The 26,854-nt window shown below is 68.1% G+C and carries 24 protein-coding genes; 11 read left to right on the forward strand and 13 right to left on the reverse strand.

All coding sequences use genetic code 11. The annotated features are described in order from the left end of the window. Positions 1-502: 502 nt before the first annotated feature. The gene (locus TN53_RS35870) at positions 503-1,627 is read right to left on the reverse strand and encodes an ROK family transcriptional regulator (RefSeq protein WP_046262999.1); all 1,125 of its coding nucleotides are present in this window, start codon (positions 1,625-1,627) and stop codon (positions 503-505) included. A gap of 56 nt (positions 1,628-1,683) precedes the next feature. Here TN53_RS35870 and TN53_RS35875 point away from each other — a divergent pair, with 56 nt between their 5' ends. Both TN53_RS35875 and TN53_RS35880 read left to right on the forward strand, forming a co-directional pair. Next, positions 1,684-2,778 (forward strand): Gfo/Idh/MocA family oxidoreductase, encoded by a 1,095-nt coding sequence (locus TN53_RS35875; protein WP_046263000.1) that lies wholly within the window; start codon positions 1,684-1,686, stop codon positions 2,776-2,778. After that, positions 2,775-3,287 (forward strand): heme-degrading domain-containing protein, encoded by a 513-nt coding sequence (locus TN53_RS35880; RefSeq protein WP_046263001.1) that lies wholly within the window; start codon positions 2,775-2,777, stop codon positions 3,285-3,287. Before TN53_RS35875 ends, TN53_RS35880 begins: the two co-directional genes overlap by 4 nt. A gap of 100 nt (positions 3,288-3,387) precedes the next feature. Here the strand turns inward: TN53_RS35880 and TN53_RS35885 are convergent, their stop codons facing one another. The 3 genes from TN53_RS35885 to TN53_RS35895 form a co-directional block, all read right to left on the reverse strand. Next, the gene (locus tag TN53_RS35885; protein ID WP_046263002.1) at positions 3,388-4,245 is read right to left on the reverse strand and encodes a fumarylacetoacetate hydrolase family protein; all 858 of its coding nucleotides are present in this window, start codon (positions 4,243-4,245) and stop codon (positions 3,388-3,390) included. Positions 4,246-4,373: 128 nt separating this feature from the next. After that, positions 4,374-5,072 (reverse strand): YidC/Oxa1 family membrane protein insertase, encoded by a 699-nt coding sequence (locus TN53_RS35890; RefSeq protein WP_046263003.1) that lies wholly within the window; start codon positions 5,070-5,072, stop codon positions 4,374-4,376. Between the two features lie 176 nt (positions 5,073-5,248). Then, the gene (locus TN53_RS35895; protein ID WP_046263004.1) at positions 5,249-5,551 is read right to left on the reverse strand and encodes a DUF6412 domain-containing protein; all 303 of its coding nucleotides are present in this window, start codon (positions 5,549-5,551) and stop codon (positions 5,249-5,251) included. A 142-nt stretch (positions 5,552-5,693) separates the two neighbouring features. Here TN53_RS35895 and TN53_RS45925 point away from each other — a divergent pair, with 142 nt between their 5' ends. After that, positions 5,694-6,254, forward strand: a complete 561-nt coding sequence (locus TN53_RS45925; protein ID WP_052745369.1) for a hypothetical protein — start codon at positions 5,694-5,696, stop codon at positions 6,252-6,254. 22 nt (positions 6,255-6,276) lie between these two features. Here TN53_RS45925 and TN53_RS35905 read toward each other — a convergent pair whose 3' ends face one another. Then, positions 6,277-7,053, reverse strand: coding sequence for a class E sortase (locus tag TN53_RS35905; protein WP_046263019.1), 777 nt, complete (start codon positions 7,051-7,053; stop codon positions 6,277-6,279). A gap of 96 nt (positions 7,054-7,149) precedes the next feature. Here TN53_RS35905 and TN53_RS35910 point away from each other — a divergent pair, with 96 nt between their 5' ends. Next, positions 7,150-7,587 (forward strand): DUF3592 domain-containing protein, encoded by a 438-nt coding sequence (locus TN53_RS35910; RefSeq protein ID WP_046263005.1) that lies wholly within the window; start codon positions 7,150-7,152, stop codon positions 7,585-7,587. A gap of 231 nt (positions 7,588-7,818) precedes the next feature. After that, positions 7,819-9,291, forward strand: coding sequence for a beta-1,6-galactanase (locus TN53_RS35915; protein WP_046263006.1), 1,473 nt, complete (start codon positions 7,819-7,821; stop codon positions 9,289-9,291). 51 nt (positions 9,292-9,342) lie between these two features. Here the strand turns inward: TN53_RS35915 and TN53_RS35920 are convergent, their stop codons facing one another. Beyond that, complete coding sequence (locus TN53_RS35920) at positions 9,343-10,119, reverse strand: hypothetical protein (protein WP_234441782.1); 777 nt, start codon at positions 10,117-10,119, stop codon at positions 9,343-9,345. Between the two features lie 168 nt (positions 10,120-10,287). On the opposite strand from TN53_RS35920, the gene TN53_RS35925 reads away from it, so the two are divergent. Next, the gene (locus TN53_RS35925) at positions 10,288-11,304 is read left to right on the forward strand and encodes an SEC-C domain-containing protein (RefSeq protein WP_046263008.1); all 1,017 of its coding nucleotides are present in this window, start codon (positions 10,288-10,290) and stop codon (positions 11,302-11,304) included. 21 nt (positions 11,305-11,325) lie between these two features. Beyond that, positions 11,326-11,748: a DUF3592 domain-containing protein gene (locus TN53_RS35930; RefSeq protein ID WP_046263009.1), complete on the forward strand. Its 423-nt coding sequence runs from the start codon at positions 11,326-11,328 to the stop codon at positions 11,746-11,748. Positions 11,749-12,223: 475 nt separating this feature from the next. Here TN53_RS35930 and TN53_RS35935 read toward each other — a convergent pair whose 3' ends face one another. The 7 genes from TN53_RS35935 to TN53_RS35965 form a co-directional block, all read right to left on the reverse strand. Next, complete coding sequence (locus tag TN53_RS35935; protein WP_046263010.1) at positions 12,224-13,576, reverse strand: DNA cytosine methyltransferase; 1,353 nt, start codon at positions 13,574-13,576, stop codon at positions 12,224-12,226. A gap of 9 nt (positions 13,577-13,585) precedes the next feature. Then, positions 13,586-15,403, reverse strand: a complete 1,818-nt coding sequence (locus TN53_RS49390) for a DNA cytosine methyltransferase (protein ID WP_324609640.1) — start codon at positions 15,401-15,403, stop codon at positions 13,586-13,588. Further along, entirely contained in the window at positions 15,403-16,230 is an 828-nt protein-coding gene (locus TN53_RS48000) for a hypothetical protein (RefSeq protein WP_199924713.1), read from the reverse strand. The genes TN53_RS49390 and TN53_RS48000 overlap by 1 nt, the downstream gene beginning before the upstream one ends. Positions 16,231-16,295: 65 nt before the next feature. Then, a complete protein-coding gene (locus tag TN53_RS35950) occupies positions 16,296-18,269 on the reverse strand; it encodes a hypothetical protein (RefSeq protein WP_046263011.1) in 1,974 nt (657 codons plus the stop codon). Next, on the reverse strand, positions 18,266-19,291 hold the full coding sequence (locus TN53_RS35955; protein WP_046263012.1) for a PD-(D/E)XK motif protein: 1,026 nt from the start codon (positions 19,289-19,291) through the stop codon (positions 18,266-18,268). Before TN53_RS35955 ends, TN53_RS35950 begins: the two co-directional genes overlap by 4 nt. Then, entirely contained in the window at positions 19,288-21,852 is a 2,565-nt protein-coding gene (locus tag TN53_RS35960) for a Z1 domain-containing protein (protein WP_046263013.1), read from the reverse strand. The genes TN53_RS35955 and TN53_RS35960 overlap by 4 nt, the downstream gene beginning before the upstream one ends. 274 nt (positions 21,853-22,126) lie before the next feature. After that, complete coding sequence (locus TN53_RS35965; RefSeq protein ID WP_324609641.1) at positions 22,127-22,558, reverse strand: very short patch repair endonuclease; 432 nt, start codon at positions 22,556-22,558, stop codon at positions 22,127-22,129. 432 nt (positions 22,559-22,990) lie between these two features. Between TN53_RS35965 and TN53_RS35970 the strand changes: the two genes are divergently transcribed. The 4 genes from TN53_RS35970 to TN53_RS35980 all read left to right on the forward strand — a co-directional run bounded on the left by TN53_RS35970 (position 22,991) and on the right by TN53_RS35980 (position 26,339). Then, positions 22,991-23,632 carry an HAD family hydrolase gene (locus TN53_RS35970; protein WP_046263014.1) on the forward strand — a complete coding sequence of 214 codons (642 nt, stop codon included), beginning with the start codon at positions 22,991-22,993 and terminating at the stop codon, positions 23,630-23,632. A gap of 106 nt (positions 23,633-23,738) precedes the next feature. Next, the gene (locus tag TN53_RS35975; protein ID WP_046263015.1) at positions 23,739-24,926 is read left to right on the forward strand and encodes a helix-turn-helix domain-containing protein; all 1,188 of its coding nucleotides are present in this window, start codon (positions 23,739-23,741) and stop codon (positions 24,924-24,926) included. A gap of 92 nt (positions 24,927-25,018) precedes the next feature. Beyond that, the gene (locus TN53_RS47570; RefSeq protein ID WP_159038234.1) at positions 25,019-25,474 is read left to right on the forward strand and encodes a hypothetical protein; all 456 of its coding nucleotides are present in this window, start codon (positions 25,019-25,021) and stop codon (positions 25,472-25,474) included. 367 nt (positions 25,475-25,841) lie between these two features. Continuing rightward, the gene (locus TN53_RS35980) at positions 25,842-26,339 is read left to right on the forward strand and encodes a peptidylprolyl isomerase (RefSeq protein ID WP_046263016.1); all 498 of its coding nucleotides are present in this window, start codon (positions 25,842-25,844) and stop codon (positions 26,337-26,339) included. Positions 26,340-26,854: the final 515 nt, after the last annotated feature.

Below are 26,854 nucleotides of genomic sequence, written 5' to 3' on the forward strand. Positions count from 1 at the left end.
GGCGGGGGCCGCTCGGGCCGGGGGGGGGGTGAGGAGGAGGGCGGCTGCCGCGGCTAGGGGGAGGGTGGCGGTGGCGGGGGTGCACAGCCGCATAAACACATGACCATGACCGGTGGGGGTGGGGAACGGGGGGTGCCGCTCCGGGCCGGGGTGAAATGCCGCCCGATCGGCGGTGGGGGGATGCCCGCGGCGGCCTGTGCGGCTTCGGTGGGGTTCGCGTCGCGCATGGCGGTTCGTCGGGGGGCGGTGGTGCCGCACCGGGGGGTGTCCGTCCTCGGTGGGGCGGTGCTGTGTGTTGGGGCTGTGCCGTTGGTCGGTCGCCCGACGCTGCGGGCGGACACCCCCTGGTACGTCCCCTGCTCGCCGTTGCGCCGGTGCGGGTGGTGCCCCGCCGGGGGCGTGGGTGCGTCCCGTCTGGGGGCGGTGCGCCGGTGCGGGTGTGTCCCGCCCGGAGGTGTCGATGGCGGTTCTACGGTGGTCCGCTCCGTGTCGGCGGGTCTGTTCAGGCGTCTGCCCGGCCGAACAGTGGGGCGAGGAGTAGTTGGGCGGCGCCCTCGGCCACGCCCCGGGTTCCGGCGGGGGCGAGTCGTACGGGCACGGTGCCGTTTCCCTGGGCACGGTCGTCCAGGGCTGATTGCACTCCCCGTACGAACACCTCCGGCGCCGCGGTGACCGTGCGCCCGCCGAGGAGTACCACGTCGATGTCGAGCAGCCCGACCAGGTTCGCGGCGCCCGCGCCAAGCACCCGAGCCGCCGCCTCCGTGTCTCCCCGGGCCACGGCTCCCAGGCACAGGGCCTCGATGCAGCCCCGGTTTCCACAGTCGCAGGGTGGGCCGTCGAGCTGGATGACCTGATGGCCGAACTCTCCCGCGCCCGTACGGGCACCCCGGTGCACCTTGCCGCCGATCACCAGGCCGGCCCCCAGTCCCGTACCGAGATGCAGATACGCGAAGGAGTCGGCCTCGTCCCCGACGGCCAGGCCCAGGGCTGCCGCGTTGGTGTCCTTGTCCACGACGACCGGCATGCCGAGCCGGCGCGCCAGCGCGTCACGAAGGGGGAAGCCGTCCCACTCGGGGAACCCGGTGACGCGGTGCAGCACGCCCCGCCCGTGATCGAGGGGCCCGGGCAGGGCCACCCCCAGTCCGAGCACCGATCTCGGCACCGATCTCGGCCGCGGCGCCGAGAGCACCGCCTCGGCGAGGCCGGCCACCCCCTCCACCACGGCCCCCGCGCCCGCCCCCAGGTCCATCGCGACGCACCGCTCCCCCACCACGGTCCCGTCCAGGTCGACCAGCACCGCCCGCAGCTCGTCCCGGTCCAGGTGCACTCCCAGTGCGTGGCCGGCCTCCGGGACCAGCCGCAGTACCGTTCGGGGCTTACCGCCCGTCGATGCCCGGTGGCCCGCCTCCGTCGCGAGATCCTCCTCACGGAGCCGGGCGGTGATCTTGCTGACGGCCTGGGGGGTGAGGCCGGTGCGGTCGGCGAGCTCCAGACGGCTGATGCCCTCGGTTCCCGCGGTGCGCAGCAGGTCCAGCACCAGTGCGGTGTTGTGGCTGCGCAGCCCGAGCAGGTTCACTCCGGCCGTCACCGGGCGCCCGCCGCTCGCCGACTTCTTCGTCCTGTCCACGCCACCATTCTCCCTACCGCTTGCACTTTGGCAACAGCGTTGCCAAAGTGGGAGGCATGACTGGTACGACTGGCACGGCTGCTGCCCCTCTCCGCGTGGGCCTCATCGGTTACGGCCTCGCGGGCTCCGTCTTCCACGCCCCGCTGATCGCCGCCACCGAGGGCCTCGTCCTCGACACGGTGGTCACCTCGAACCCCGAGCGCCAGGAGCAGGCCCGCGCCGAGTTCCCGGACGTACGCGTCGCCGCCACGCCCGACGAGCTGTTCGAGCAGTCGGCCGGCGGGCTGGATCTCATCGTCATCGCCTCTCCCAACAAGACGCATGTCACGCTCGCCACCACCGCCCTCGAGGCCGGTCTCCCGGTCGTCGTCGACAAGCCGATCGCCGGCACCGCCGCCGAGGCGCGGAAGCTGGCCGCGCTCGCCGCGGAGCGGGGGCTGTTCCTCTCCGTCTTCCAGAACCGGCGGTGGGACAACGACTTCCTGACGCTTCGAAAGCTCCTCGCCGACGGTGAGCTGGGGGACGTCTGGCGCTTCGAGTCCCGCTTCGAGCGGTGGCGGCCGCAGCCCAAGGGCGGGTGGCGGGAGTCCGGTGACCCCGCAGAGATCGGAGGTCTGCTCTACGACCTCGGCAGCCATCTCGTGGACCAGGCACTCGTCCTCTTCGGTCCCGTCACCTCGGTGTACGCCGAGTCGGACATCCGGCGCGCCGGTGCCTCGGTCGACGACGACACCTTCCTCGCGCTCACCCATGCGAGCGGGGTGCGGACCCAGCTGTACGCGACGGCCACCACCGCCCAACTCGGGCCCCGCTTCCGGGTGCTGGGCTCGCAGGCCGGTTATGTGAAGTACGGCCTCGACCCCCAGGAGGCGGCCCTGAAGGACGGCGAGCGGCCGGCCGAGGGCAAGGGCTGGGGGCTGGAGCCCGAGTCGCTGTGGGGGCGGGTCGGTGCCGGTGAGTCCCCGCTGACCGGTGGCGGTCGGCCCGAACCCACCCTCGCCGGCGACTACCCCGCTTACTATGCGGCCGTGGCGAAGGCCCTGCTCGACGGCGGTCCCAACCCGGTGACCGCACTGGAGGCGGCCGCCGCCCTCGACGTGCTCGAGGCGGCCCGCCGTTCGGCCCACGACGGAGTGGTGGTGAAGCTGTGACGCAGCGCGGCGAGTTGACCCCGAAGTTCCATCCGGAACTGACCCCGCCCATCGAGGAGCTGGAGGCACAGGAACGCCGTCTGGTCTTCCGCCAGTTCACGAATGACGACGCCTGGGCCCTGGGTTCCCTGCTGGTGGAGCTGGCCCGTGAGCGCCAGGCCCCCGTCGCCATCGACATCCACCGCGCCGGCCAGCAGCTCTTCCACGCCGCCCTGCCGGGCTCCGCCCCGGACAACGACGCCTGGATCAACCGCAAGCGCCGCGTCGTGGAGCGCTACGGCTCCGCCTCCTATCTGGTCGGCGCCCGCTTCCGCGCCAAGGGCACCACCTTCGAGGAGTCCTCCCGTCTCGACGCGGACGAGTACGCGGCCCACGGCGGTTCGTTCCCGATCACCGTGGAGGGTGTGGGGGTCATCGGTTCCGTGACGGTGAGCGGTCTGCCCCAGCTCCAGGACCACAAGTTCGTGGTGGAGGCGCTGGAGGAGTTCCTGACCAAACGGACCAGGTAGCACTGCACCCACCCGGGGGCGCGGGGAACTGCGCGACCAGCCACGAACGGCCCGCAGCCGACGTACAAGCCGCAGTTCCCCGGCTCTCCCAGCGGAGCGTCTACGCGTTCTTGAATTCCTGCCGTTGGCGTCCGAGCCCCTCGATCTCCAGCTCGACCACATCCCCGGCCCGCAGGAACGGCTTCGGCTCCGGCTGCCCCAGCGCCACCCCCGCCGGCGTCCCCGTGTTGATCACATCACCGGGGTACAGCGTCATGAACTGGCTGACGTACCGCACCACTTCCGCCACCGGGAAGATCTGCTCGGCCGTCGTCCCGTCCTGCTTCAGCTCCCCGTTGACCCAGAGCTTCAGCGACAGGTTCTGCGGGTCCGGTACCTCGTCCGTCGTGACCAGCCACGGACCCAGCGGGTTGAACGTCTCGCAGTTCTTGCCCTTGTCCCAGGTCCCGCCCCGCTCGATCTGGAACTCCCGCTCGGACACGTCGTGCGCCACCGCGTACCCGGCGACATGCGCGAGCGCCGCCTCGTCCGAGTCGAGGTAGCGGGCCGTCCGTCCGATGACCACCGCCAGCTCGACCTCCCAGTCGGTCTTCTCGGACTTGCGTGGCACGAGGACGGTGTCGTGAGGGCCTACGACCGTGTCCGCGGCCTTGAAGAAGATGACGGGCTCGGCGGGCGGCTCGGCGCCGGTCTCGCGGGCGTGGTCGTGGTAGTTCAGGCCGATGCACACGATCTTGCCGATCCGGGCGAGCGGCGGTCCGACGCGCAGCCCGGTGGCGTCCAGCGCGGGCAGTTCGCCGGCCTCCGCGGCCGTGCGGATCCGCCCGAGCGCCGCGTCGTCGGCGAGCAGCGCTCCGTCGATGTCCGGGACGAGACCGCTCAGGTCCCGCAGCGTCCCGTCGGCGTCGAGCAGCGCGGGCGTCTCCGCTCCCGCCGTACCGACTCGCAGCAGCTTCATGATCACAATCTCCCTCGATCGCGGGGCGCCATCCCATGGGTGCAGCCATCGGATGACTGGTCGATCCTCCAAGGTCGGCGTCCAGTCCGCAATACCCGGTTCACGGACTGGACCGAGGCCCGGGCTGATCAGCGGTAGAGCGCCGCCCGCTCCACCGCGCTCCACGTCGTACTGGTGACGACGTACAGCGCGGCCGCCAGCGGCACCACCGCCACGGTGAAGAGCGTGAAGAAGGACATGAACGGCATGACCTTGCTCATCGCCCCCATCCCCGCCATCGGCTGCCCGTCGATCACTGGTACGGCCGGATTCGCGGCCATCATCCGCTTCGTGCGGCGGAAGTTGAAGGCGGCGACACAGGCGACCAGCGTGAACAGTCCGACGTACACGAGCCCCGCTCCCCCGAAGGCACCGCCGTCGCCGAGCGCGTCCGCCCAGTGGTTGCCGAGGGGTGCGGCGAAGAGCTGATGGGTCAGGAGCGGGTTGGTCGTGTTCGAGAACAGGTGGTAGAGGAGGAAGAACGCCGGCAGCTGGCACAGGCTCGGCAGACAGCCGGACAGCGGGGAGACCTTCTCCTCGGCGTGCAGTGCCAGTACGGCCTTCTGGAGCTTCTCGGGGTTCTTCGCGTGCTTCTTCCGCAGCTCGGCGATCTTCGGCTGAAGTTCGGTACGGGCCTTCTGCCCGCGCGCCGCCGCGCGGGACAGGGGGTGCACGAGGAGTCGTACGAGCGCGGTGAACAGGACGATCGCGCCGGCCGCGGCGGATGCGCCGAGCAGCGGCTGAAGGAGGTCGGCGAGATGCTCGACCAGGGTGGCGAAGACGGTCATGGGTGAGCCCTCCGGGGGTCTCGTCAGTGCCGGGAACCCGGATACGGCGATCCGGGAAGGGATGTGCGGCATGACGACCCGCGCGAGGTCGGCGTCACCTCTCACAAACACCCGGGAAGTGCTCTCAGAGAGCCTCGGAGTGCTTCGGGATGATTCGAAAAAGAAGGTGTGTGCCCCTACGCGGCGGTCGTCAGGAGGGCGTGTCCGGGTGCGCGGGGCCTGGTGCGGCCCTTGGCATCGGGGTCGCGTTGCGGCAGGAAGGCCGTGCGGCGGGCGCGGTCGCGGATGGCCGTACGGACCCGGGTGGGCGGTACGGCGGGTGCGCAGCGTGCGACGAGCAGGGAACAGGCGGCGAAGGCGGAGCCGGCCGCGGCGGTCGCCGCGAGGGCGACGGTGGCGGAGAGGCTTCCGGTGTCGAGGAGTACGACCTGGAGGAACAGGAGCAGCAGGGGCACGGCGGGGCGCGGACCGCGGATCATCGGCCACCCCTCCCCTCGCTCACCGGACGAGGTACGTCATTCGTACCTGTGTCGGTTATACCTGATCGGTCACTACCGGCTCCAGCAGCGGCTTGGGCTTCAGGCGGGGGCGGCGGCGTTCGACCGACGGGAGGTGCTCGTCATGTGGCCGGACCCGTGGGCCGTGACCGCCGAGTCCGAGCGAGCGCAGTGGGACTACGTCCCGCTCGAACGGGTCGGCCCCCTGCGCTTCGGCATGAGCCCGGAGGAGGCGGCCGTCGCGATGGAGGCAAGAGGTTATGCCTCCGACGCCGCCACGGAGATCACCAGGTTCGCCCGATTTCAGCAGCTGCGCACGCGGTTCCGTGGCGTGGGCACCCCGGCGTACGGAGCGGACGTGGTCGCCTACTACGTCGAGTCGATGGGGCTGACCTGCATCGCCGTCGACGCCCTGTCCGGACCCCAGGTCACCTACGACGGGATCCGGCTGATCGGCCGGCCGCCCTCGGAGCTCGCGGCCGAGCTCACCGTCCATCTGGAGAAGACCGGCAGGGACCTCGAGCTCACCACCGAGGGCGATGTCGGCTCGCAGGAGCTGGGAATGAACCCGCGTCCGCAGCGGGCCGGGGACGTGCTGCTGACGCGGGTGGTCTTCGGCAGGCCCAACGACTGGGCCCACACCCTGTACGACTGCGTCCCGGCCGAGGAGTGGGGCGTGCGGTGAGGAGTGGCGCGCGGCACGTGTACTAACGGGGGCGCATCGAGACCAGCTTGCCCCAGACCACCAGGCGGTACCGGGACGTGTACTCCGGGGTGCAGGTGGTCAGGGTGATGAAGTAGCCGGGAGCTGTGTAGCCGTGGCTGGGGTGGACCGTCGAGCGAGGGATCTGCCGGAGCACTCCCGAGTCGCGGGCCGAGGTCTGGGCGAGGGTCTTGTCGACGGCGTACGTGTAGACGGCGTCCCTGGTCTCGACCTGGAGCGTGTCCTTGGGCGCGAGCCGGTTGATGTACCGGAAGGGCTCGCCGTGGGTGTTGCGATGCCCGGCGAGGGCGAAGTTGCCTGCCTGGCCCGGCTGTTGGGCGCCAGGGTAGTGGCCGACGTACCCCCTGTTGAGGACGTCCCGCTTGCTGACGCCCTCGGCGACGGGGACGCGGAGGCCGAGGCGGGGGATGGTGAGGACGGCGTAGGCCTGGGACCAACCGGGTTGCCGGGAACGGGTGGTGGACTGTTGCGGCTGCCGGCGGCCGGTGTCGGTGTTCGGGGCGCCGGCGGCCCCGGTGTCGGTGCTCTGTGGGCTGGGGCCGATGGCCGGCTCCCGCCCGGTGTCCCACTCCCGCTCCAGCGCCTCCACCTTCCGCTCGGCGCCACGCCGTGCCTCACGGTTGGTCCACCACAGCTGATGGACGACGAGCAGCAGGAGTACGACCCCTACGGTGACGAGGAGTTCACCGCCCGTCCACAGCGCGCGCCGGCGACGGGCACGCCGACGCCGGGTGTCGTGCCCCACGACAGGGACCCGCATGCCGTACACCGCCCTCCGCCCGTGTACGCCGCCTTCACCGGGCCCGCACGATAAGCGCTGCCACCTCAAGTGACCAGCCCCATAAGCTCGTCGGCCATGAGTAAGTACTGGCTCCTCACCCTGATCCCGTTCCTCTGCGGCCTCCTCCTCACGGCGTACGAGGCACGGGTCGCCCTCACCGAGCATGTGCTGCGCCGCGTCGGCCGCCGTGCGGAGGCGGTCGTGACAGGTCACACCGCGTCCCGGGAGGGGACGTATCCCTCCTTGCATCCGGTGGTGCGCTGGACCGACGAGCACGGCGAGGAGCAGGAGCACGCGGTCGTCGCCGCGGGACCGGGCGCGCACCGGCTGTCGGAGGGCGCGGTGGTCCGCATCATCCACACGCCGGGGGTCCCCGGCACGGCGGCGCTGGACACCCCGGAGCGTTACAGGACGGCGGTGTTCGGGATGTGGCTGGGCGTGCTGCTGTGGGCGGGCGCACTGGCGGCGGTGCTGATACGGATCGCGACGCTGCTGCCGACGTATCGCTACTGACCGCCGGTATCCACCTCGCTCACTAACCGCTACCCCTTCTGATAACCGTTGGAAAAATAGAAAGCCGGACAGAAAGAAAGCGCTGTCACGCATCTCGACAACCCCGCCCACCACACCCGATGCTTCGTGATGGCACGCGGGGGGCCCGAAGGGCGAGCCACTACGTCTTCAGCCCGACCGCCCGTTCAGGGACAGGCGGTCGGGCCCCACGGAGAGGCGGACAGGACAGCCATGATCCGACGCAGAACGCTGCTGACAGCCGCAGGAGGCACCCTCCTCGGCAGCGCCCTGGCGACGGGCACCGCACGCGCGGACGCCACGATCGCCGTCACCCCCGGCACGTCGTACGGCACTTGGGAGGGCTGGGGCACGTCCCTCGCGTGGTGGGCGAACGTGTTCGGCGCGAGGGACGACTTCGCCGACCTCTTCTTCACCACCAAGTCGACGACCTACAACGGCACGTCGCTCCCCGGCCTCGGCATGAACATCGCCCGCTACAACCTGGGCGCATGCAGCTGGAACTCGGTCGGCGGGCAGTCGATGGTGGCCTCCGCCAACATCCCCGCCTTCAAGCAGATCGAGGGCTACTGGCAGGACTGGAACAACGAGGACCCCACGTCCTCCGCCTGGGACTGGACTGCGGACGCCACCCAGCGCGCGATGCTGACGAAGGCGGTGGCACGCGGCGCGACGACGGAGCTGTTCGCCAACTCGCCGATGTGGTGGATGTGCGCCAACCACAACCCCTCGGGCGCCTCCGGCGGCGGCAACAACCTCCAGACCTGGAACTACCGCCAGCACGCCTCCCACCTCGCCGCCGTCGCCCTCTACGCCAAGAACAACTGGGGCGTGAACTTCGCGACGGTCGACCCCTTCAACGAGCCCTCGTCGTCCTGGTGGACCGCCACCGGCACCCAGGAGGGCTGTCACATGGACTCGGCGGTCCAGACGGCCGTACTGCCGTACATGCGCAGCGAGTTGAACAGCCGAGGGCTGTCGGGCGTGCGGATCTCGGCCTCGGACGAGACGAGCTACGACCTCGCCCGCACCACCTGGAACTCCTTCAGCTCCACGACGAAGGGGTACGTCAACCAGGTCAACGTGCACGGTTACCAGGGCTCCGCCGGCCGCAGGGACCTGCTCTACACGGACGTGGTGACGACGGCCGGCAAGAAGCTGTGGAACTCGGAGACCGGCGACAGCGACGGCACCGGCTACAACATGGCCTTCAACCTCCTCTACGACTTCCGCTGGCTGCACCCGACGGCCTGGGTCTACTGGCAGGTCATGGACCCGAGCGCGGGCTGGGGCGTGATCAAGTACGACGCGAGCACCTTGCAGGCAGGCGCGGTCGAGCGGAAGTACTACGTGCTGGCCCAGTTCAGCCGCCACATCCGCCCCGGCATGCGCATCCTGGACACGGGCGTGAGCTATGCGACGGCGGCGTACGACGCGACGGCGAAGCGGCTCGTCATCGTGGCCCTCAACACCTCGACCTCGGCCCAGACCCTGACCTTCAACCTCTCCAACTTCACCACGGTGACGGGCGGGACGGGCGGCCTGGTACCGCGCTGGAACACGGTGACGACGGGCGGGGACGCGTACAAGGCGTACTCGGACACGTATGTGAGCGGGAAGTCGGTGGCGGTGCCGTTCGCGGCGAAGGCGGTGCAGACGATTCAGATCGACGGGGTGACGATCTGAGGAAGCGGGCTGGACCGGAGCGGGGCCGGCCGACGGGCCGGTCCCGCTGCTTCACGCCTGTTCGGCAGGAGAGGGCGAGTGGGCACCGGCGGCGGTCGGCCGCAGGTGCCGGTGCAGCTGCCAGGCCGTGACCGCGACGATCGGTACGACGACGGCGGGCACGATCCACGACGGAACGCCGATCCACACGGCCGGCAGGCCCACGCCGGCACAGGCGGCCGTCATGACGATCAGCAGCGTCTTCCCCAACGGCCGCCAGGTGAACGGCTCGTGACCGCGGGGCCGGGCGATGCGCACCGCGCCGAACCCGAGCCCCAGCGCCGCGAGGAGCCCCAGGAACGTGCCGATGGCGTACGTCATCTGGGGCTCGTCACGGGGCGCGTCCGCGGTGTTCTGCCGTAGCTCCCCCTTGCCCACGGTCATGACCTCGCCCCGCCAGAGGGTGCCGGTGATCCGGTCGCCCGGCGCGAGCCGCTCCAGCACGGGGTCCGGGTCGCCGAAGGACACGGTTCCGCTCCAGACGGGGGCGCCGTCCAGGGTCGCGGTGTAGCTGCCGCTTCTCCTGCCCGGCTCGTTCCTCGTGCGCTCGACGGTGAAGGGGACCGTGAGCAGGCAGTCCTCCTCCGCCGCCGTTGCCGTCGACCGGTCCGGGCACGGCTGGGCGGCCCGGTACTCCTGATACCGCTCGACGTCGGAGGGCAGCCAGGCGGAGAACACGAGCCAGGAGCCGACGGCCGGTATGAGGGAGAGCAGGACGAGCAGGACGCCCACGAGTCGCGCCCGTACAGAGGACCGCGGGTTCTTCGTATCCGTCCCGGTTACCGTCATCACGCGCCCCCGTATCGCTGTGCAGCTGTTCTGGCGTTGCCGTCGCCGTTGCCGTTGCCCACCATCTTCATCCACTCCGGCGGCCAGCGGGGCGGGCCCGGGCTCCGTCACGTGTCCTGGCCTGCGTATATCTCTCCTCGTTAAGCCATCGGCAGTACGGTGTCCCCCATGCGCCCCGACACGCCTGCCGAGAACGTCGACCACACCGCCGAAGCGGCACGCCTGGAGCGAACCGCCGACCGGTATCCCGAGGACGCCGAGGCCCTGCTCCTGCAGGCCGCGGCCCACCTGGAACTGGCCGGCGACCGCCCCGCGGCGACCGCCCTCTACGACAGCCTGCTGGCATCGCAGACCGGCCTGGAGAACCCCTTCCTGGTACGAGCCCTCAAGGCGTCGAACCTCTGGGAGTACGGCCATGAGGCGGAGGCCCGCGCCATCATCGAGGGCGTCCGGGCGGCGTCCCCTCGGGACCCGGCGCCCTGGGTGATCGTGGCGGAGGCCCTGGAGGCCCACGACGAGCTGGAGGCGGCCCAGGAGACGTTCACCGAGGGCACCCGCCTGCTCCTGGCGGACGTGCAGGAGCCGCCGTACTCCACACACCCTCTGCTGTTCGGCCGCCACCGGGTCCGCCGCATGCTGGGCGCGGGCCACGACGACTGGGACATGCTCGCGGACACCCTCCACACGTCCCCGGTCCCCCTGGACGAACTCCACGACCCCAAGCGCGTCTGGTCCCTCGGCTCGGACAACCCCGCGGAACTGGCGGCGGAGATCTCCCGCTTGAGGGCGGAGCTCGGCTCCTTCCGCGAGGCCCTGTCCCGCCCCTTCCCGGTCGCGGTCCTGCACTGGCCGTCGGCCGAACTGACGGAACTGATCACGGCGTACCCGACGCTGGCGGAGGACTACCCCTCCCACGAGGAGCACCTCGCGACCATAGAGGCCTCCCTGAGGGAACTGGCCGCCTCCGGCACCCCGAACCTGGGCATCGTGACGGGCACCGTCCCCTCGTACGAGGCCTTCGCCGCCTCGGAGAGCGCGTCACCCGGCGACGGGGCGCTGCTGCCGCAGTACGCGACGACATTGGCGGCCCGGGGGCGCGCGGTGGCCTGGCCTCCGCAGCGGGGGGCGGTCTGCTGGTGCGGGTCGGGGCGGGTTTATGGGGAATGCCACGGCACGCAGGCATAGCGGAGCCACGGGGAGCCGGACATGTCCCAGCCAGGCCTCACGGTCGCGTTACTCTTCGCCACCCTCTGGCTGGGCACCGGCCTGAAGATCATCCACGTAGCCGCCTATAACCGCCGAGGCCTGCGCCTCCTCGGCGTACGGGGCACCCGCCCCCAGGGCGAGGTGGCCCGAGGCCCCCGCCGCGAGGGCCCCGTGGTCCACCCCGCCCAGGTCCGCTACCAGGCGGGCCCGACGAATCAGACCTACCGCCGGGCCCCACTCAACGCGGCGTACGTGCCCGAGCTGGAGGTCGGGCTGCCGGTGACGGTCCGGTACGACCCGGAGGATCCGCGGCGGATGGTGGTGGCGGGCACGCGGGGGACGGCTGGGCCTGTTTCCAGTTTGTGGAGCGGGGTGGGGCTGTGTCTGTTCGGGGTGGGAATCGCTGTGTGGGCGTTTGTGTGACGTGTATCTGGGCCGAGCAAGATTCACCCGGGTCTGACTCTGTGCCGGCATGATCATTCAGTTGCTCTATCTGAGCAATTGGCTTAGTTAGTGGGGACTTGGAACGCGCCGCATTCGTCGCGAGGTTCTCTATGGGCATTCTTCGGCGAGTCCGGGTTATTCACGCCAAGGCGGCGCTCTGAACGGACAACCCGTTGGGGAATGGCCTCTGCGAGGTGCTGTCCCAGTTGGCCGCGGGGAAGTGCTGGAAAACGGCGGGCGGAGCCAGGTGAGCCGTTGCGGTGAGGCGCGTCGGCCGCGCCGTTGGAGCGTGGCGGGCACAGGAACACCTTCACGCCCGTAACGATCTCCTGATCGCTGGTGAGACAGTTCAGCGGGAACCCGCTACTGCGTCTCAACTTTCTCCTCCAGAATGCGCCTGTACCGCCGTCCCAGATGGCGAGCACGCACCACGCATTCGCTGCCGAAGTAGACCCTAATGCCGCAGGCAGTCATAAATGGCCGAAGCGACGGCCATCCCCAAGGGGATCGGAACCGCATTTCCAATCTGCTTCGCAATCTCGGTCTTCGAGCCGCACCAACGGAACTCACGAGGAAATCCCTGGATTCGGGCGGCCTCAAAATGGGTGATGGGCCGAGGTTCCGTAGGGTGGAGGTAGCGGCCCTTTTCTGGTTTGAAGAACTCGGTGCGGATGGTGACGGAGGGCTCACCGAGACGGAGTCGTCCCATGACGTCGCCGGCGCCAGTCGTGTGATTGTCCCAGCTCTCGGTTGAGAGGTATTCAACGGCAGTCTTCACACCCTCAGGACTCGGCTCGGTGTAGAACTCGAAGACACCGTCTTCGTGCACCGTGTACCACTTGCCTTCCAGGTTCTTGCGATTCCCACCATGAGGGATCGCAAGGTAGCGCGCGACCGAGAGTTGTTTCGGTTGACGCCGGAAGTGGAGATCATCGGTCGTGAAGATGCCCGGGACTTCCGCGCTGATATCTTCGATGTACTCCTCACCACCGGGGAGTTCGGTCCCCGAGAGCGGGAGCTTCTCGGACTCTTCGAAGATCCCGTCCACGGCTTTCCAATAGCCGTGTTCCGCACCGACACCATCGAGCGTCTGCGCAGCGACATCCACGCCGTTTTTCGGGCGGCGCCTGCGCATCGGTGCCGGGTAGGACATCGCATGACCATTGTCGATGTCTCGGCGGACACCGATGACGATGGTGCGTCGGCGCGCTTGGGCCGCACCGTAATCCGCCGCATTGAGGAGGTAGCGCTTGTTCTTCTGCTCCTCCGAGTCGGCAGGTACGTGCCCCGGAGGATCAACCAGCCGGTATTCCGCCAGCTTGCCACCCTCGTCGACCTCGCTCAGCAGGTTGTGGAACTCATCCGACTTGAGGAAGCGATCGACGTTCTCGATCACGAAGATCTTGGGACGAACCCTCGCGACAATCCGGACATATTCCTCCCATAGGCGGTTGCGCTCCGCGCCCTTCTTGTTCCGGTTCAAGGCTGAAAAGCCCTGACAGGGAGGACCTCCGACCACAACATCCGCGTGCAGATCGTCCTCGGTCGGCTCCCACTTCTCGATGTCCCCAAAATGAACCCGAGCGGCCGGAAGCCGCTTGTCGAGCCGTCCCCTACCGAAGTTGACTGCGTACGTGGCAGCCGCTGCCGCGTTGTGCTCAACTGCCGCAATGCTTCGGAAAACTGGCCCACCGCCCTCCGCCCCCTCGGGCCGGAACTCGTGAAATCCCTGCGTAAAACCACCGCAGCCCGAGAACAGGTCGAGGACAGTGATCATCTTGAGATCGTCGGGGCGGTACTCATGCATGGCGTGATCTTAGCTCCGTAGGGCTGCTGCGATGGCACGTCCCACAGCAGTGGCAAGTGGCGGTGGCATGGCGTGGCCGATCTGTCGATAGCGAGATGTCTTGCCCCCTACGAAGAGCCACTCCTCGGGGATCGACTGAATCAATGCGGCCTGCTCGACGGTCAGCTTGGGCATCTCCCCCGGGGGAAAATCAGCGCCCGGCGGCTCGTCGCCAAGGCTGTTGCCGTTCACACCCAGCGCCGCCCACGCCTTCTTACTACCGGTGGGGCCCAGGTCGGCGCCACCCCTGCGGTCGGAGCCGCCGACGATCGCGGGCGCAATGCGGTCGGCCCCCTTGATCCACTCCTCTGCAGCCGGCCAGGCCCGTGAGGACATGGACGGACCGAGCACCTGGCCAACTGTCGGGGGCGACCCGCCATCCAGCTCGGGCCAGGAGAACCGCGAGAAGTAGGGCTCCGGCATGGCGACCATGAAGCTGCTCCTGCGGTTCTGGGGCACTCCGAAGTCGGCGGCGTTGAGGACGTTCCACGTCGTGCGATACCCGACTTCTCCGAGCTGGGCTCCCATCCATTCCCGATCGGCCTCGAACTCCGGGCTCTCGGCCAGGTCCGGGACGTTCTCCAGGAGCACGGCCTTCGGCTTCACCTCGCGTGCCAGCTCGATGGCGGCCCGGAGGACTCTGCGCTCCTCGGTGTCCTCGTCGCGCCCGACGGTGGCCATGGACCTGACCCGTGGAAGGCCACCACTGAGGAGGTCGACGCCGATGATGTCCGGGCGCTCACCGACCGGGAACTGTACGAGGTCGATGCAGATTGTGTCCCATTCGGGCCTGTTCCGCCCGATGGTGAAGCAGGCGTCGGCCTTGCTGTCGATGAGCACCACAGGATCGAACCCGGCCTGCTCCAGGCCGAGCGCCTGCGCGCCGCACCCGGCACAGATCTCGACGGAACGGAAGCGACGGGCCTCGACCGGGGCCGGGGCGGGCTCCGGCGCCGACGGCGTCTGCTGTGGAGTGCTGAGAAGCGATGCATTGACATCAGCGCTCTGTGTCGCGTCGCTCCTGGCAGGCGACGATGCACGGCGCTGCGCATCGACGGATTCCTGAGCGACCGCCCGCAGCTCGTCGTCCAGGGCGTACTCCTCGATGCCGTCGAAGAGAACGAACGGGGCCAGTCTGAGCAACCGCTTGAGGAAGTCGCGAAGCGTCTCGCGCTCGTTCAAGCCCTGGAGATCGAGGTCCTTCCAAACACGGAGAATCGCGCGAACCATGTGCGGACTACCGCCGAGCGCGGCACGGCGGGCGTAGATCTGGTCGAACGCCGCTTCACCGAGGATCTCGAGAGCGCCGTACGGCTCCGGATCGTCGGAGGCGCGTACGAGCTGAGCGCGCCACCACAGGCGGCCGAAGACGTGCCGGGTGAGGTCGGTTCCGAGGACACGGTCCTTCGGCGGCTTGGGGTAGCGCCAGAACGCGACGTCCGGGAGGACGACGAGGGCGAGGAAAGCCCAGACGTCCCGAGAGGCCGCTTCGGCAGGCACCATGCCCATCTCGCCGTGCAACAGAGCGGCAAGCCGAAGGTCGAATTCGGCGTTGCGTGTGCGGTCCGACTCGTCGGGGAAACCGGCGCTCTTGGCAAGGTCTACGACGCCTGCACGCAACTCGCGCAGCTGGGTGGTGGAGACCCTGTCGCCACCTGTGGCCACATACACGGCGGAGTCGTGGGAGAAGCCGAAGCGACCGGCGAGGTCTGCGATCGACAAGTGCTCGTATTCGTTGAAGAGCGGTTTGGCCTGCTCTGCGAGCAGTCGGGGGTAGAGGAAGCTCATCACGACACCTCAAAAATCTTGACCGCCGCCTGCAGATCCGAGGCGAACAGCGCAGGCGACTGTCGTTGGCGCAGACGAATGTCGGTGATCAGCTGTTCCGGGAAGAGCCGGTTGAAAAGACTCATCATGGTCGCGCCGAGCGAACCCTCCGAGAAGTCGCTGTCGTCGATGAAGTCGTCGTTGGCCAACGCGTGCTCGATCATGATGCGGGCGGCGTCCGCGTATACCGCGGAGAGGACGACCCGGTCGATCGGGCGGGGCTTGCCTGCGTTCTCGAACGCGGTGGCGGTGATGGCGTTCCGCTCGTTGACGAGCAGGAGCAGCGAGCCCATGGTGGCGTTCTCCAGGCCACCGCTGATCTGCAGGTGCCATGCGGCGTTGTCGGGGAACGACGTCAGCGAGAAGTCGATCACCGCCATGGGAAACTGCGGTGCGTCGCCCTGCAGACGCAGTTCCTCCCGATCGCTCCACAACACCGAGCCGGCACGCCGAGGCGAGGACGGACGAGCATCGGGACGACGTTCGGCCAGGACCAGAGCGGTGTCCAGTACGAGCAGGCCTCCGAGGTCCGCGCCACGCAGGACGATGTCGAACTCCGCGGTGATCACGCCACTGTCGTCCAACCGTGCATGTTCTGCTGGCCCGCTGAGGTTGGAGCCCGTGGCCGTCCACACCACGGCGAGGGTCAGCGCTGCATCGGGCGGAAGGCCCGACTGGGAGCGCGCACGATCGAGATCGACACAGATGGTCCTGCGCAGGTGCAGGTCCATCTGGTAGTCCCAGTCCGGCAACGCCTCCGGCATCGGGATCTCGCCGTCGTCGGTCACCAGCAGCCACGGCTCGTTGGTGACGACATCCGTGGACGGGACGCGGTACGGGAGAACTCGGCGGGTCACGACTCCTTCACCGCCTCGACCTTGATACCGATCTCGGTCATGGTGTCCGGAGCCGGACGTACGAGCGCACGCCACACGCTCTCGCCACCGTCGATGACACACGTGTCGACTGTGTGCACACGGCCGTCACCATCCTCCCAGCCGACGAGCAAGGGCATGCTCGCCCCGATCGGCGGATCGGTCTCACGCCCGCCCGTTCCGGGAAGGGTGACGGCCAAGTCGATGCGGACTCGCTGCGGACCATCCACGGGCAGGCGGAAATCCTGGACGAGCAGTTCGTCGTCGCCGCGATCCTCGTAGTACGGCTCTCCCACATACTGCACGCGCGGGCGCCGCCGAACGGTGCCCGTCTCGCCGTTCCCCGTTCGGTACGACGCCCCGTACGCACCAGAATCTGTCATGCCGCCGGAGGCGTATCCCTCTTCCCGACCGGAGGCTGCACCCTTCGCGGCGGTGCTGCCCGCCGAACGGCGTGAGCTCTCCTCCTGCTGCGAGGCACGCGTGGCGGTGCTGCCCGGCTTGGAATAGGCCGTGGCCCCCCCAATGCCCCAGGCTCCGCCCACCAACCCAGAGAAGAACGAACTGGCCGCGCCCAACGCGACGTTGCTCGCACCGGAGCGAACGCCCCCGGTCAGGGACAGCAGGTCGTTCAGCGACTCGCCGATGCGCTGGAACGTCGTCCTGACGAAGGTGCTCTGCGGCCTGTCCAGCGACTGCGGGTGCCAGGCATCGTGCGTGGGCGGCTCGGCTTTCGCATAGACCTCGTCCATGGCCTCGTCCGCACGGAAGACCCCGGCGTAGCCCTGGTTCACACTCGGCGGCTTCGGCCCTGCGTGATAGGTGACGACAAGCTCCGCAGGACGCATCAGGCACACATGGTGTACGAGGTCCTCGATGTCGAGCATGCGCGAGGCGCGCGTGGGCTCCAGCGACGGCATGATCCGCTTCTCCAGCCCGAGTCGCCCGAGATGCTGCCTTGGTTTGCGGCACGCCAGATCGCTGCCGTCGGGCCCCGTCATTTTCTCGTACGCGGCGACGAACATGTTCAGAGGACGGGTGTGCCGGGGATCCGGCACGGGGTGATCGACGCCGTCGCAGGCCACCGAGAAGCGCATGGTCGGGCCCTTGCCCTCCACGGAGATCATCTTCGGCCAGAGGTGCCACGCGATGGTCTCGGCCAAGTAGTCGGCCGCTACGGTCGGTTCGAGCTCGTCCAGGTTGGGGTCGATGACCACGATGGTCGTCCCGGTCTCCTCCGGTGCGAATGCTCGAAGCCCCAGCTGTTGGACAGCGGTCTCCGCTGCCGGGCCGACCAACGGTTCAACGACGTCTCCTGAGGTGTCGCCCCACCAATGGCGGCCTGTGTATCGGCGCTCCCCGTCTCCCTCCTGGGCCACGTAGCTCTTCCACAGGGTGCAGCCGATGAGCCGAGTCTCATAGTTGCCCTGCGGCATGCGGCATCGGGAGTGAACGAGGACGGTTCCGGACTGCGACAGCAAGTAGAAGATGCCCTTGCCGAACCCGTACGTGCCACCGCCGAGTGCCGTGTCACGTGGCTCCCCTATGTTGCGAATGAAGGAGACGAAGTCGCGCTCGGGGCCGATGGCGTCGTCGGCGCGTGTGGGGCCGCCCAGTCCTCGGGTACCGCGGTCGGAGACCGCCAGCACTCGGGCGGGACGGCGCTTGAGCGCCTCGCGCAGCGGGAAGTGCTCCGCGCTCATGGGTGCGCCGTCGAGGAGTAGCTCACGCCACGCGCCGGCGTGTGCCGGACCGACCGTCCACATGTCGATGCGGTAGTCGACGGGCTCGGGGCATCCCTCGATCCGGGCGTCCCAGCTGTTCTGGGCGGACTCGCGCACCAGGATGGTGAGCAGGTCGAGCTCTGGGCGTCCGAGCTGGTTGCGGATGCCTTCGGCGGCGCTGGCGCCTTCCGGTGGATAGGGCTGGGAGAACCAACGAGGCTCGGTCACGCGGGCTCCTGAACCAGGTTCTCGATCATCCGGGAAACCTGCGCGGGCGCCAGCGGCGCCGGACTGTCACCGGAGAGGTCGATGGTGTACTCCAAGTCCAGGACGGACACGGGAACGCCGGCTGCAGTAAGAACTGCGCCGGTCAACCCCGGGAAGCCCGCGTCGACTCGGTACCATCTCTCCTCGGCGATCGCGAAACACACGTCCTCGTAGAGATCGGCGTCGGCAAGACGGTAGCCGGCCCTCGCGAGCAGTTCGAGAAGGGTTCCCTCGTCGTCGCTCAACCGAAGAGCCTCGTCCACCGACTCCACGAATCGGGTTCCCATGCCGCTCGTTGTGGTGCGGCGCAGCCGAAACCAGGCCAGGAAGAGCGTTCCACCGGCGGGGGCTTCGAGCTGGTCGAGCCCGTGAATCCGTGGACGCCGGCCCTCGCTGCCGGTGCTTGCCTTCACCTCGACAGCGTTGATTGACGCCGAGAAGTCGTGGCAGTGCCCCTCCGGCCCATGCCAGATCCGGTGGGCACTCGGGTCCTTGGCGAGGAGACGGTTCAGCACTATCAACTCGGCGAAGAGCCCGGCGAGTTCATCCGGGCCCAGCGGCGGCCCCTGGGCCCGGAAAAGGGACTTCCAGCGGTCGATAACGCGGTACAACGCCTTCACGGGGTTGTCGGGCACCTCGACGGCCTTCATCAACACGTCCACACACAGCTCGGTGAACAGGTCTCTGAGATCGTCACGAAGACAGCCCAGATCCGCGTAGGTCTGGTAGGTCTCCGCATCCTCCAATGGACGCTTGCGCAGCCGGAGCACCGGCCCGTCCAGTCCGGTGCGCACCTTCATGTGTGAGTGGATCGGCACCAGGAGATGGCGGTGTCCGTCGTGGTCGACAGCCACGGCCAAGGGGCCGCTGCTCGTGGAGACGGAAAGTTCCGCTACCCGCAGGCGACGCTCCCCCGTGCTCTGCTCGACCTCCAGCGCGGCCCAGCGCTGCTCGACGAGGCCGCGGAACTCGTCCTCGTTCATACGTCCTCACCATCGACGAGGCTGTAGTCCTCCTCCTCGATTTCGATGCGCACGTTGGACAAGTCGGCGGAGATGTAGCTCTTCACGGTGCTGTCGCCGTTCCGCGGTTCGGGGAAGACCAGGCCGACGCCGATCACGTGCTCCGCCGCGTCGAGCGGCGCACGGAGTTTCTTCGACGGGTCGGGCTCGGACACCCTGTCGATCGGGTACAGGACAAGCAGACCGGCGTCAGGGAGCTGCTTGCGCCGCTCCTCCTTGATCCCCTTCTCAGTCAGTTTTCCGATGTCCCCGGCGAGGTCAACTGCCGCGTCCCTGCGGCTCATCAGCGTCTTGATGTCGGCGAAGTCGGGGTCGGGGTTGGACAGGAGAAGGCGGGCACGATTGTTCAGCCCGACGGTCACGTGGGGCGCGAAGGCGAAGTCCTGACCCTTCCCCGCGGGGTTGCCCACAATGGCGACATTCCAGCGCCCAAGCGAGCCGGCGTCGGAGACCCGCTTACGGATGTAGTTGCTGATCAGCTTGGCGTCGTTCTCCGTGGACTTCTTGTGGAACTGGTAGTTCGACAGGAAATCGAGCACGAAGTCGTGCGGCACGTCGCGGAACACGTAGCGTCCCTCCGCAGCACGCTCCTCCACGCGGTGTGTGTTGGCGACAGCGGCAGCGACCAGCGTGCGCGCCGCGTCGATGTTCCCGCGCAGCCACTCCCCGTCCGTGTGGAAGTACCGGGTCTGGACCCGCTTGCCGCCGTACGAAGAAGCTGCCACGACGGCGTCGCGCATCTTGGCAGCCGCAGTCACACGAAGGGCGGGGTGTGTTTGCAGGCGTACGGCGAAGGTGAGCGGGTCCTCGTCCTCGGTCATGTAGATGTCGATGTCGCGGCGCATCTCGGTCTCGACCGTGGCCAGGTGCCGGAACCACTCGGCGAGTTCGTCGGTCATCCAGGTCCTCGGCAGGTCGGCGTACCCGTTGCGGAATCCGAACCAGCGCCCCATCTGGAGCAGGGTGTCGTACGCCGAGACCGAACGGACGAAGTAGCTGACTGACAGCCCTTCGAGGGTGAGTCCTCGCGAAAGGGTGTTGCCGCCCACGGCGATCGCGACGACCGGGCCGTTCTCGTAGTCGAGCCGGTCCTCACTACTGGAGTTGTCCATGATGACGCGACAACTGTCGAGCACCCCGGGCAGCTGCGGAACCAGCTCCTCGAACGGCACCTTCGTCTCGCCGAAGTCCTCGGCCGGGACGCGTTCGGTCTCCGTGTCCCACAAGGCGCGCAGCCCAGAGAGGTAGTCGGGGCTCCCCAACGACTGCGTGGCCCGCTTGCGCAGAAATTCCAGGGGCCTCTTGAAACTGTTGTGGACCGCGGTGTTGACGCTGGTGTGGATCAACATCGTGTTGTGCGAGTTACCGGTGCCGCGCACGCGCCGGGCGGCGGTGACCAGCCAGAAGTACTCGACGGCCCGTCGCAGGGTGTCCGTGATGACGGGCTCGAAGCCCTCGACATCGGCCCTGGTCCCGGGGCGCACGGCTGGAATGTCGTCCTTGGGTACCGAGCGGATCATGTCGTGTCCGTCGTCGACCTGCTCCGGGTCCTCACCGTCGAGGGCGTAGCGGCCGAAGAGGACTTCGGTCCCGAAGTGCCCGGCGGGCTGGGGCAAGTTGACGACAAAGTCCTTGGGATAGAGGTCCTCGGCGCTCGGGTCGATCAGCAAATTCGCGAACGGGGACGCCGTGTATCCGACGTACGCCGACCTGGGCAGGTGGCTCATGATGTTCAGGATCAGCGGATTGATCGACTTCGTCGCCACGGTGGCCTGGTCGGCCTCGTCGTCGATGATCAGCGCGGGGCAGTCCTCGAGGTAGGTCGAAGCCTTCTCGAGCCACTTGGCGAGCTTGCGCAGGACCGTCGCGTTCTTCTTGACCACGCACAGCACGTGGGTCCTGTTGCTCTTGCCGAAATACGAGGCCGGGTTCTCCTGCGGGGTGAAGTCTTTCTCCAGCCCGGTCAGTTGCGACCACAGCGAGGGGTTCGGCTCCACAAGCTGCTGCACGAGACGCGCCTGGGTCTGGCGGCGGAGTCCATTGTGGATGCCGGCCAGGACAATGAAGAGCTTGTAGCCGCGGTCTGCGGCCTTCGCCATGACGGACGTGAAGTTGGTCGTCTTCCCGGATTGCACGTAGCCGACCACCAGTCCACGTGTGGAGAAGTCCCTCTCCTTCGGATGGTTCAGCAGCGAGACCACACGAGTCGAGGAGTCGTCGAGGCTCCTGATCGCGGGGTCCTCGGGCCAACCGTCCTTGCGCAGCTGGTCCGCGACCGCCGGCCAGCACTTGTCCTTGGCATGCGGTCCCGTATACCAGGTGTCGCGATTGCCCAGGATCACCGCGTGCGGTTCCTCGAGCTCCTTGATACGGATCGTCTGTTGCTCGTGCCGCTCACGGATCTGCTGCACGATCTCCGCAGGGATGCCGAACTGCTCCAGTCGCTTGACTGCTTCCGCCGGGGGAAACGAATCGAGCAGTGCCCTGAACGTGTCGTACATTCCGTCGAGTTCGTCGGTCATGAGAGTCGACGTTCCCCGTTTCTGTTCGCTGGAGCCAATCGGACTACGAGACGCTGCGCCTCGCCGACCAGCCCATCCGCGGCACAGACCCCTCGAAGCGCGCCGGGACGCGCCCCGTGCACACAACATCTACACGATATTGCGTAAGACACGTCCTGATACTCGGAATCATGGTCTCAATCCGGTGCGGAGCCCCGGGTTTCACCAAGCCCACGCGGAAGCACCAAATCGCGTGTACTGGGAACAGTGCGCGGCCCGATACGGACAGCACGGATCAAAAACCGCCTGAAGCCGATCTACGGGACAGCACTACGGCCTCGATCCGGTGGACGACGTCATCGACCGGCTCGTGCTCCCAGAACCTCAGCACCGCCCAGCCGGCGGCAGTCAGGTGGTCGGTCGTCTCGCGATCACGCGTGATGTTCCGGTCGAGCTTCGCGCGCCACCACTCCGCATTGGCCCGCGGATGCGTGGCGTGGTCCGGGCAGCCATGCCAGTAGCAGCCGTCGAGAAACACGGCGATCCTCAACTTGCTGAAGGCGATGTCCATGCTTCGCCGCGGCATACCCGGCACGGGGTAGTGCACCCGATACCGCAGGCCGTCCGCGTGCAATAGTCGGCGTACGGCCAGTTCCGGCTGAGTGTCACGGGACACCTGACGACTCATACGCGCGGAGACCGACGGGGACGATGCGGACGGGGACATGGCACCAGTCTCCCGCGTAAACGTCGCTGCGCAAGCCACACCTCACGCCACCAGGAGCACGACCTGCGCCGGGCATGCGCGCGCCAACGATGCCTCCACCAGCAGGCCACTGAGGCGTGACACGATCTGCGTCGAATCCAACTATCCAGCACCAGCGAAACCGACCTCGCCGCCTGCCACGCCTACGTGGTGCTTCCCCGAGACGACTTGCGAGCACAACAACATCCTGTTGGACCGCACGTTGCTCGTCGGCGCACCAGACGACCCTCAAGTGGGCTTCTTCGTGGGCGTACGCAATCAGTGAAATGCGGCTGACCGTGGGGTACCCGACACGGAGCAGCACCACGCGGCCGGCCATGCCTCATGCAATCCAATGGCCGACAGGCTCCCGAGCTCTCTGGCTCCAGAGCATGACCTCGTAGGCTCCCCAAAGTGATTGAAACCATCGTCCTCGACGTAGGCGAGACCCTCACCCGCGACGACCGCTACTGGCACTCCTGGGCGGACTGGCTGGGCATCCCCCGCCACACCCTCTCCGCCCTCGTGGGAGCCGTCGTCGCGCAAGGCCATGACAACGCGGACGCCCTACGGCTGGCTCGCCCCGGCATCGACGTGGCAGCCGAGTACCACGCCCGTGAGGCGGCCGGCCGGGGCGAGTTCCTCGACGAGACGGATCTGTACGACGATGTGCGTCCGGCCCTGTCAGGACTGCGCAAGCTCGGTGTCCGGGTCATCGTCGCCGGGAACCAGACCTCTCGTGCCGGGGAGTTGTTGCGCGACCTCGATCTGCCCGTCGACCTCGTGGTCACGTCCGGGGACTGGGGCGTGGCGAAGCCGCATCCGGAGTTCTTCGAGCGGGTTCTGGAAGTGGCCCGGGCCGCACCGAGCGAGACGGTGTACGTCGGGGATCACCCGGCCAATGACATCTTCCCGGCGAAGGCCGCCGGCCTGCGGGCGGCGCACATCCGTCGCGGGCCGTGGGGCCATCTATGGGCGGACGACCCGGAGTTGAGGGCGGCGGCCGACTGGCGGATCGAACACCTCACTCAGCTCACCACGTTCGTCGCGAGCTGAGGACCACGAACTGATCTCACCGATCACGACCAGCGAAGTCATTCGTGAACACGCTGCGTTGCCGCTCGAGTACGGTTCGAAGCAGACGACTCGTACTGGAGCCTGGATGTCCGCTCACACCGACGGTGGGGTAGGCAGGAGACTCGCCTACTACCGCAGCGTCATGCGCCCGAAGATGACACAGCAACAGCTCGCGGACTCCGCGTGCGTCGCCCTCGGCACCATCCGCAAGATCGAGCGAGGCGAGCGCGGCGTCACCGATGTCACGCTGGAAGCCCTCGCGGCGGCTCTCGGTGTCGATCCGAGCCGCCTGCGCGTCGACCGCGGACCCGTGCACGCCCGCGTGCGCGAGGCACTGCCCGCTCTCTCCGCGGTGATCGCCGCCTACGACGTCCCGGACGACGGTCCGGTCCGCACCCTCGGCGAGCTTCGGGCCGCCGTCGCCGAAGTCGTTCGCTGGCGCCTTGCAGCCCAGTACACGCGCATCGTCCGCGATCTCCCCGACCTGCTCGCCGAACTTGCTCGCGCCTATCACGTAGCGGCCGCCCACGAGCGGCGCGAGCCGGCGGCACTCTTGGTGACGGCCTACCGTGCGGCGGACGCCGTGGCTTTCAAGTTCGGTGCGCACGATCTGTCCGCGCGTCTCGTCGAACTGATGCGTTGGGCCGCCCCCGACGCCGACGATCCCCTCCTGGCCACGACCGTCGCCTACGTGCGTACGGAGATCTTCTTCGCCGCACACGCTCATGCTTCCGGGCTGCGCACGCTCGAGGACGCCATCGACTCGGCGCCGGTCCCGAGCACGGTGCCGGCCATCGCGGCGAGGGGCGCTCTCCACATGAGGGCCGCGGTCATCGCCGGGCGGGCGCGGGACGCCACAGGCTCGGCAATCCACCTCGCCGAAGCTCGGGCCCTCGCGGACCAGGTGCCCGAGTCCGTCTACCTCGGCACGGCATTCGGACCCGACACCGTCCGCATCCATGAAGTGTCCGTGGCCGTCAGCCTCGGAAACGACCACGTCGATCGTGCCCTCACAGCCGCACAAGGCTGGAAGCCACCCGCCGAATTGCCGGCTGAACGACGCTCCGGCTTCTACATCGAACTGGCCCGAGCGCAGCTATGGGCCGGTCTCGCGGATCACGCGTTCGACTCCCTGAAAGCCGCCCGCCGGATCGCGCCACAGCACACGCGAGAACACCCCTGGGTCCGTGAAGACGCCGCCACACTACGTCGGTTGAAGCGGGCCGACTCGGAGGCTCTCACAGGCTTCGCCGAGTGGTGTGCCGCGAACTGAACCCCCGTGGGTACCCCTCACTGGGGTACTTGCCCCCCTTGCGGACCTCCACCATCTGTCCGACACGATGGGACCAGCAGATGGGAACACGGATGTCCGAGGCGATCCCGCTCGCGCCCACCCTCGTCAAGGGCAGCATGAGCATCGCTCGACCACAGGGGAATCTGCCATGGCTGCCGCCCATGGGAACGGTCTGGCACATTGAGGCAGGTACGCACTTCGACGCGATCCGGGCCGGCCAGACTCTTGGGCGGACAGCGCTGACCCTGCTCGGTGACGCATCAGGGGCAGTGATCTGCGATCCGTGGAGCCGTATTCACTACTTCCTGGCCAAGCCGTCATCGACGACCGGGTGGAACGTACGAGAGACGACCGTGTGCGGAACCGCCACCTACATCGTCGTCCCACCCCTCGACGCCAAGGAAATGCACCTGCACTGGGCAGTGCCGCCACTCCCTGATCGCCTGTTCACACCGGCGGGTCAGTTGCGTCAGGCGCTCCATGCGGCGGTCGGAGCGCACTACGGCCCACGGACGGAGCAATGCTGATGGGTGCGGAAACAGCCCGTGAGGTTGTCGACGCGTTCGACGCTCTGGTCGTTCACTGCGTCGACTGCTACCGCTGTCGCAGAGCCCCGGGTCAGATGTGCCCGGCGGCCCGACCGCTGCACGACATCTGGAAAGCGGTCTGGAAGAGGGGGCGTCACGGTGATCTGCGGACGATGTGACCGGGCAATCATGGTCGGTGAGCCCTACGACGAGCACGACAAGGTCTCGTCCTCCGCCGGCGGAATCACGATCTACCTGCACAAGCGATGCCCTTCGATGTCCCGGCGCAGTGAGCGGCAGGGGCGTGGGCACAACGCACCGACGGCACAATTACGGCAGCTCAAGCGCGAGGGTGCAGGATAGGACCATGACAACCAAGGTCTACTTCGACATCACCATCAACGACGAGCCCGCCGGCCGTATCAACTTCAACCTCTTCGAGGACGTCGTCCCGAAGACCGCGGAGAACTTCCGCGCGCTGGCCACCGGCGAGAAGGGCTTCGGTTTTGCCGGGTCGTCCTTCCACCGGGTCATCCCGGACTTCATGCTTCAGGGTGGGGACTTCACCCGGGGCAACGGCACGGGTGGCAAGAGCATCTACGGTGAGAAGTTCGCCGACGAGAACTTCAAGCTCAAGCACGACCGTCCGGGCCTGCTGTCGATGGCCAACGCCGGCCCGAACAGCAATGGCTCGCAGTTCTTCATCACCACGATCGTGACGGGCTGGCTGGACGGCAAGCACGTGGTGTTCGGCGAGGTCGCCGACGAGGCCAGCATGGCGGTCGTCAGGAAGATCGAGTCGCTCGGCTCGGGCAGCGGCGCGACCTCGGCGAAGATCACCATCGCCGAGTCCGGCCAGCTCTGACACCTGCGGTCTCCGCGGACGGCCGGTGCGGTGTTCATCACACCGGCCGTCGCGTAGGTCCGTGATCCGGAGACCCTGTCACTCGGGATGCCGGCCACGTTGAGCGGCCATCGTGCCCGTGTACGTCTGCCGGGTCAGGTCTCCGGATTCGATGCCGAGCTTCGTCCGGGACAGCGCGGATGTCGTCCAGGTCCGCGCTCACCTCGTCGTCGCCAATGAGCGCCTTCACGACGATGGACGTCCCGTCTGGCTCCGGCACGCGGATCACCGTGGTCAGGACCCGACGGTCGCCGGCGGCTGGAAGCTGGAAGGGCCGACTCCCTTTACTCTGGCCCGCTTTGAGTAGGAGTACTCATGCCCGGCGCCTTGATCGCGTCGAGACTTCGGGCATGAGAAGACGACTTGCCAAGAAGAGCAGCCTCCTCGGCCGTACGGCCCTGTCGGCGCTGTGTGTGCTGGGGCTTGCGGCCTGCGGGACCGCGCGGGCGGGAGACAAGGGGCCGACCGTCCAAGCC

Source organism: Streptomyces sp. WM6386, from assembly GCF_000972385.1.
Taxonomy (GTDB): Bacteria; Actinomycetota; Actinomycetes; order Streptomycetales; family Streptomycetaceae; genus Streptomyces.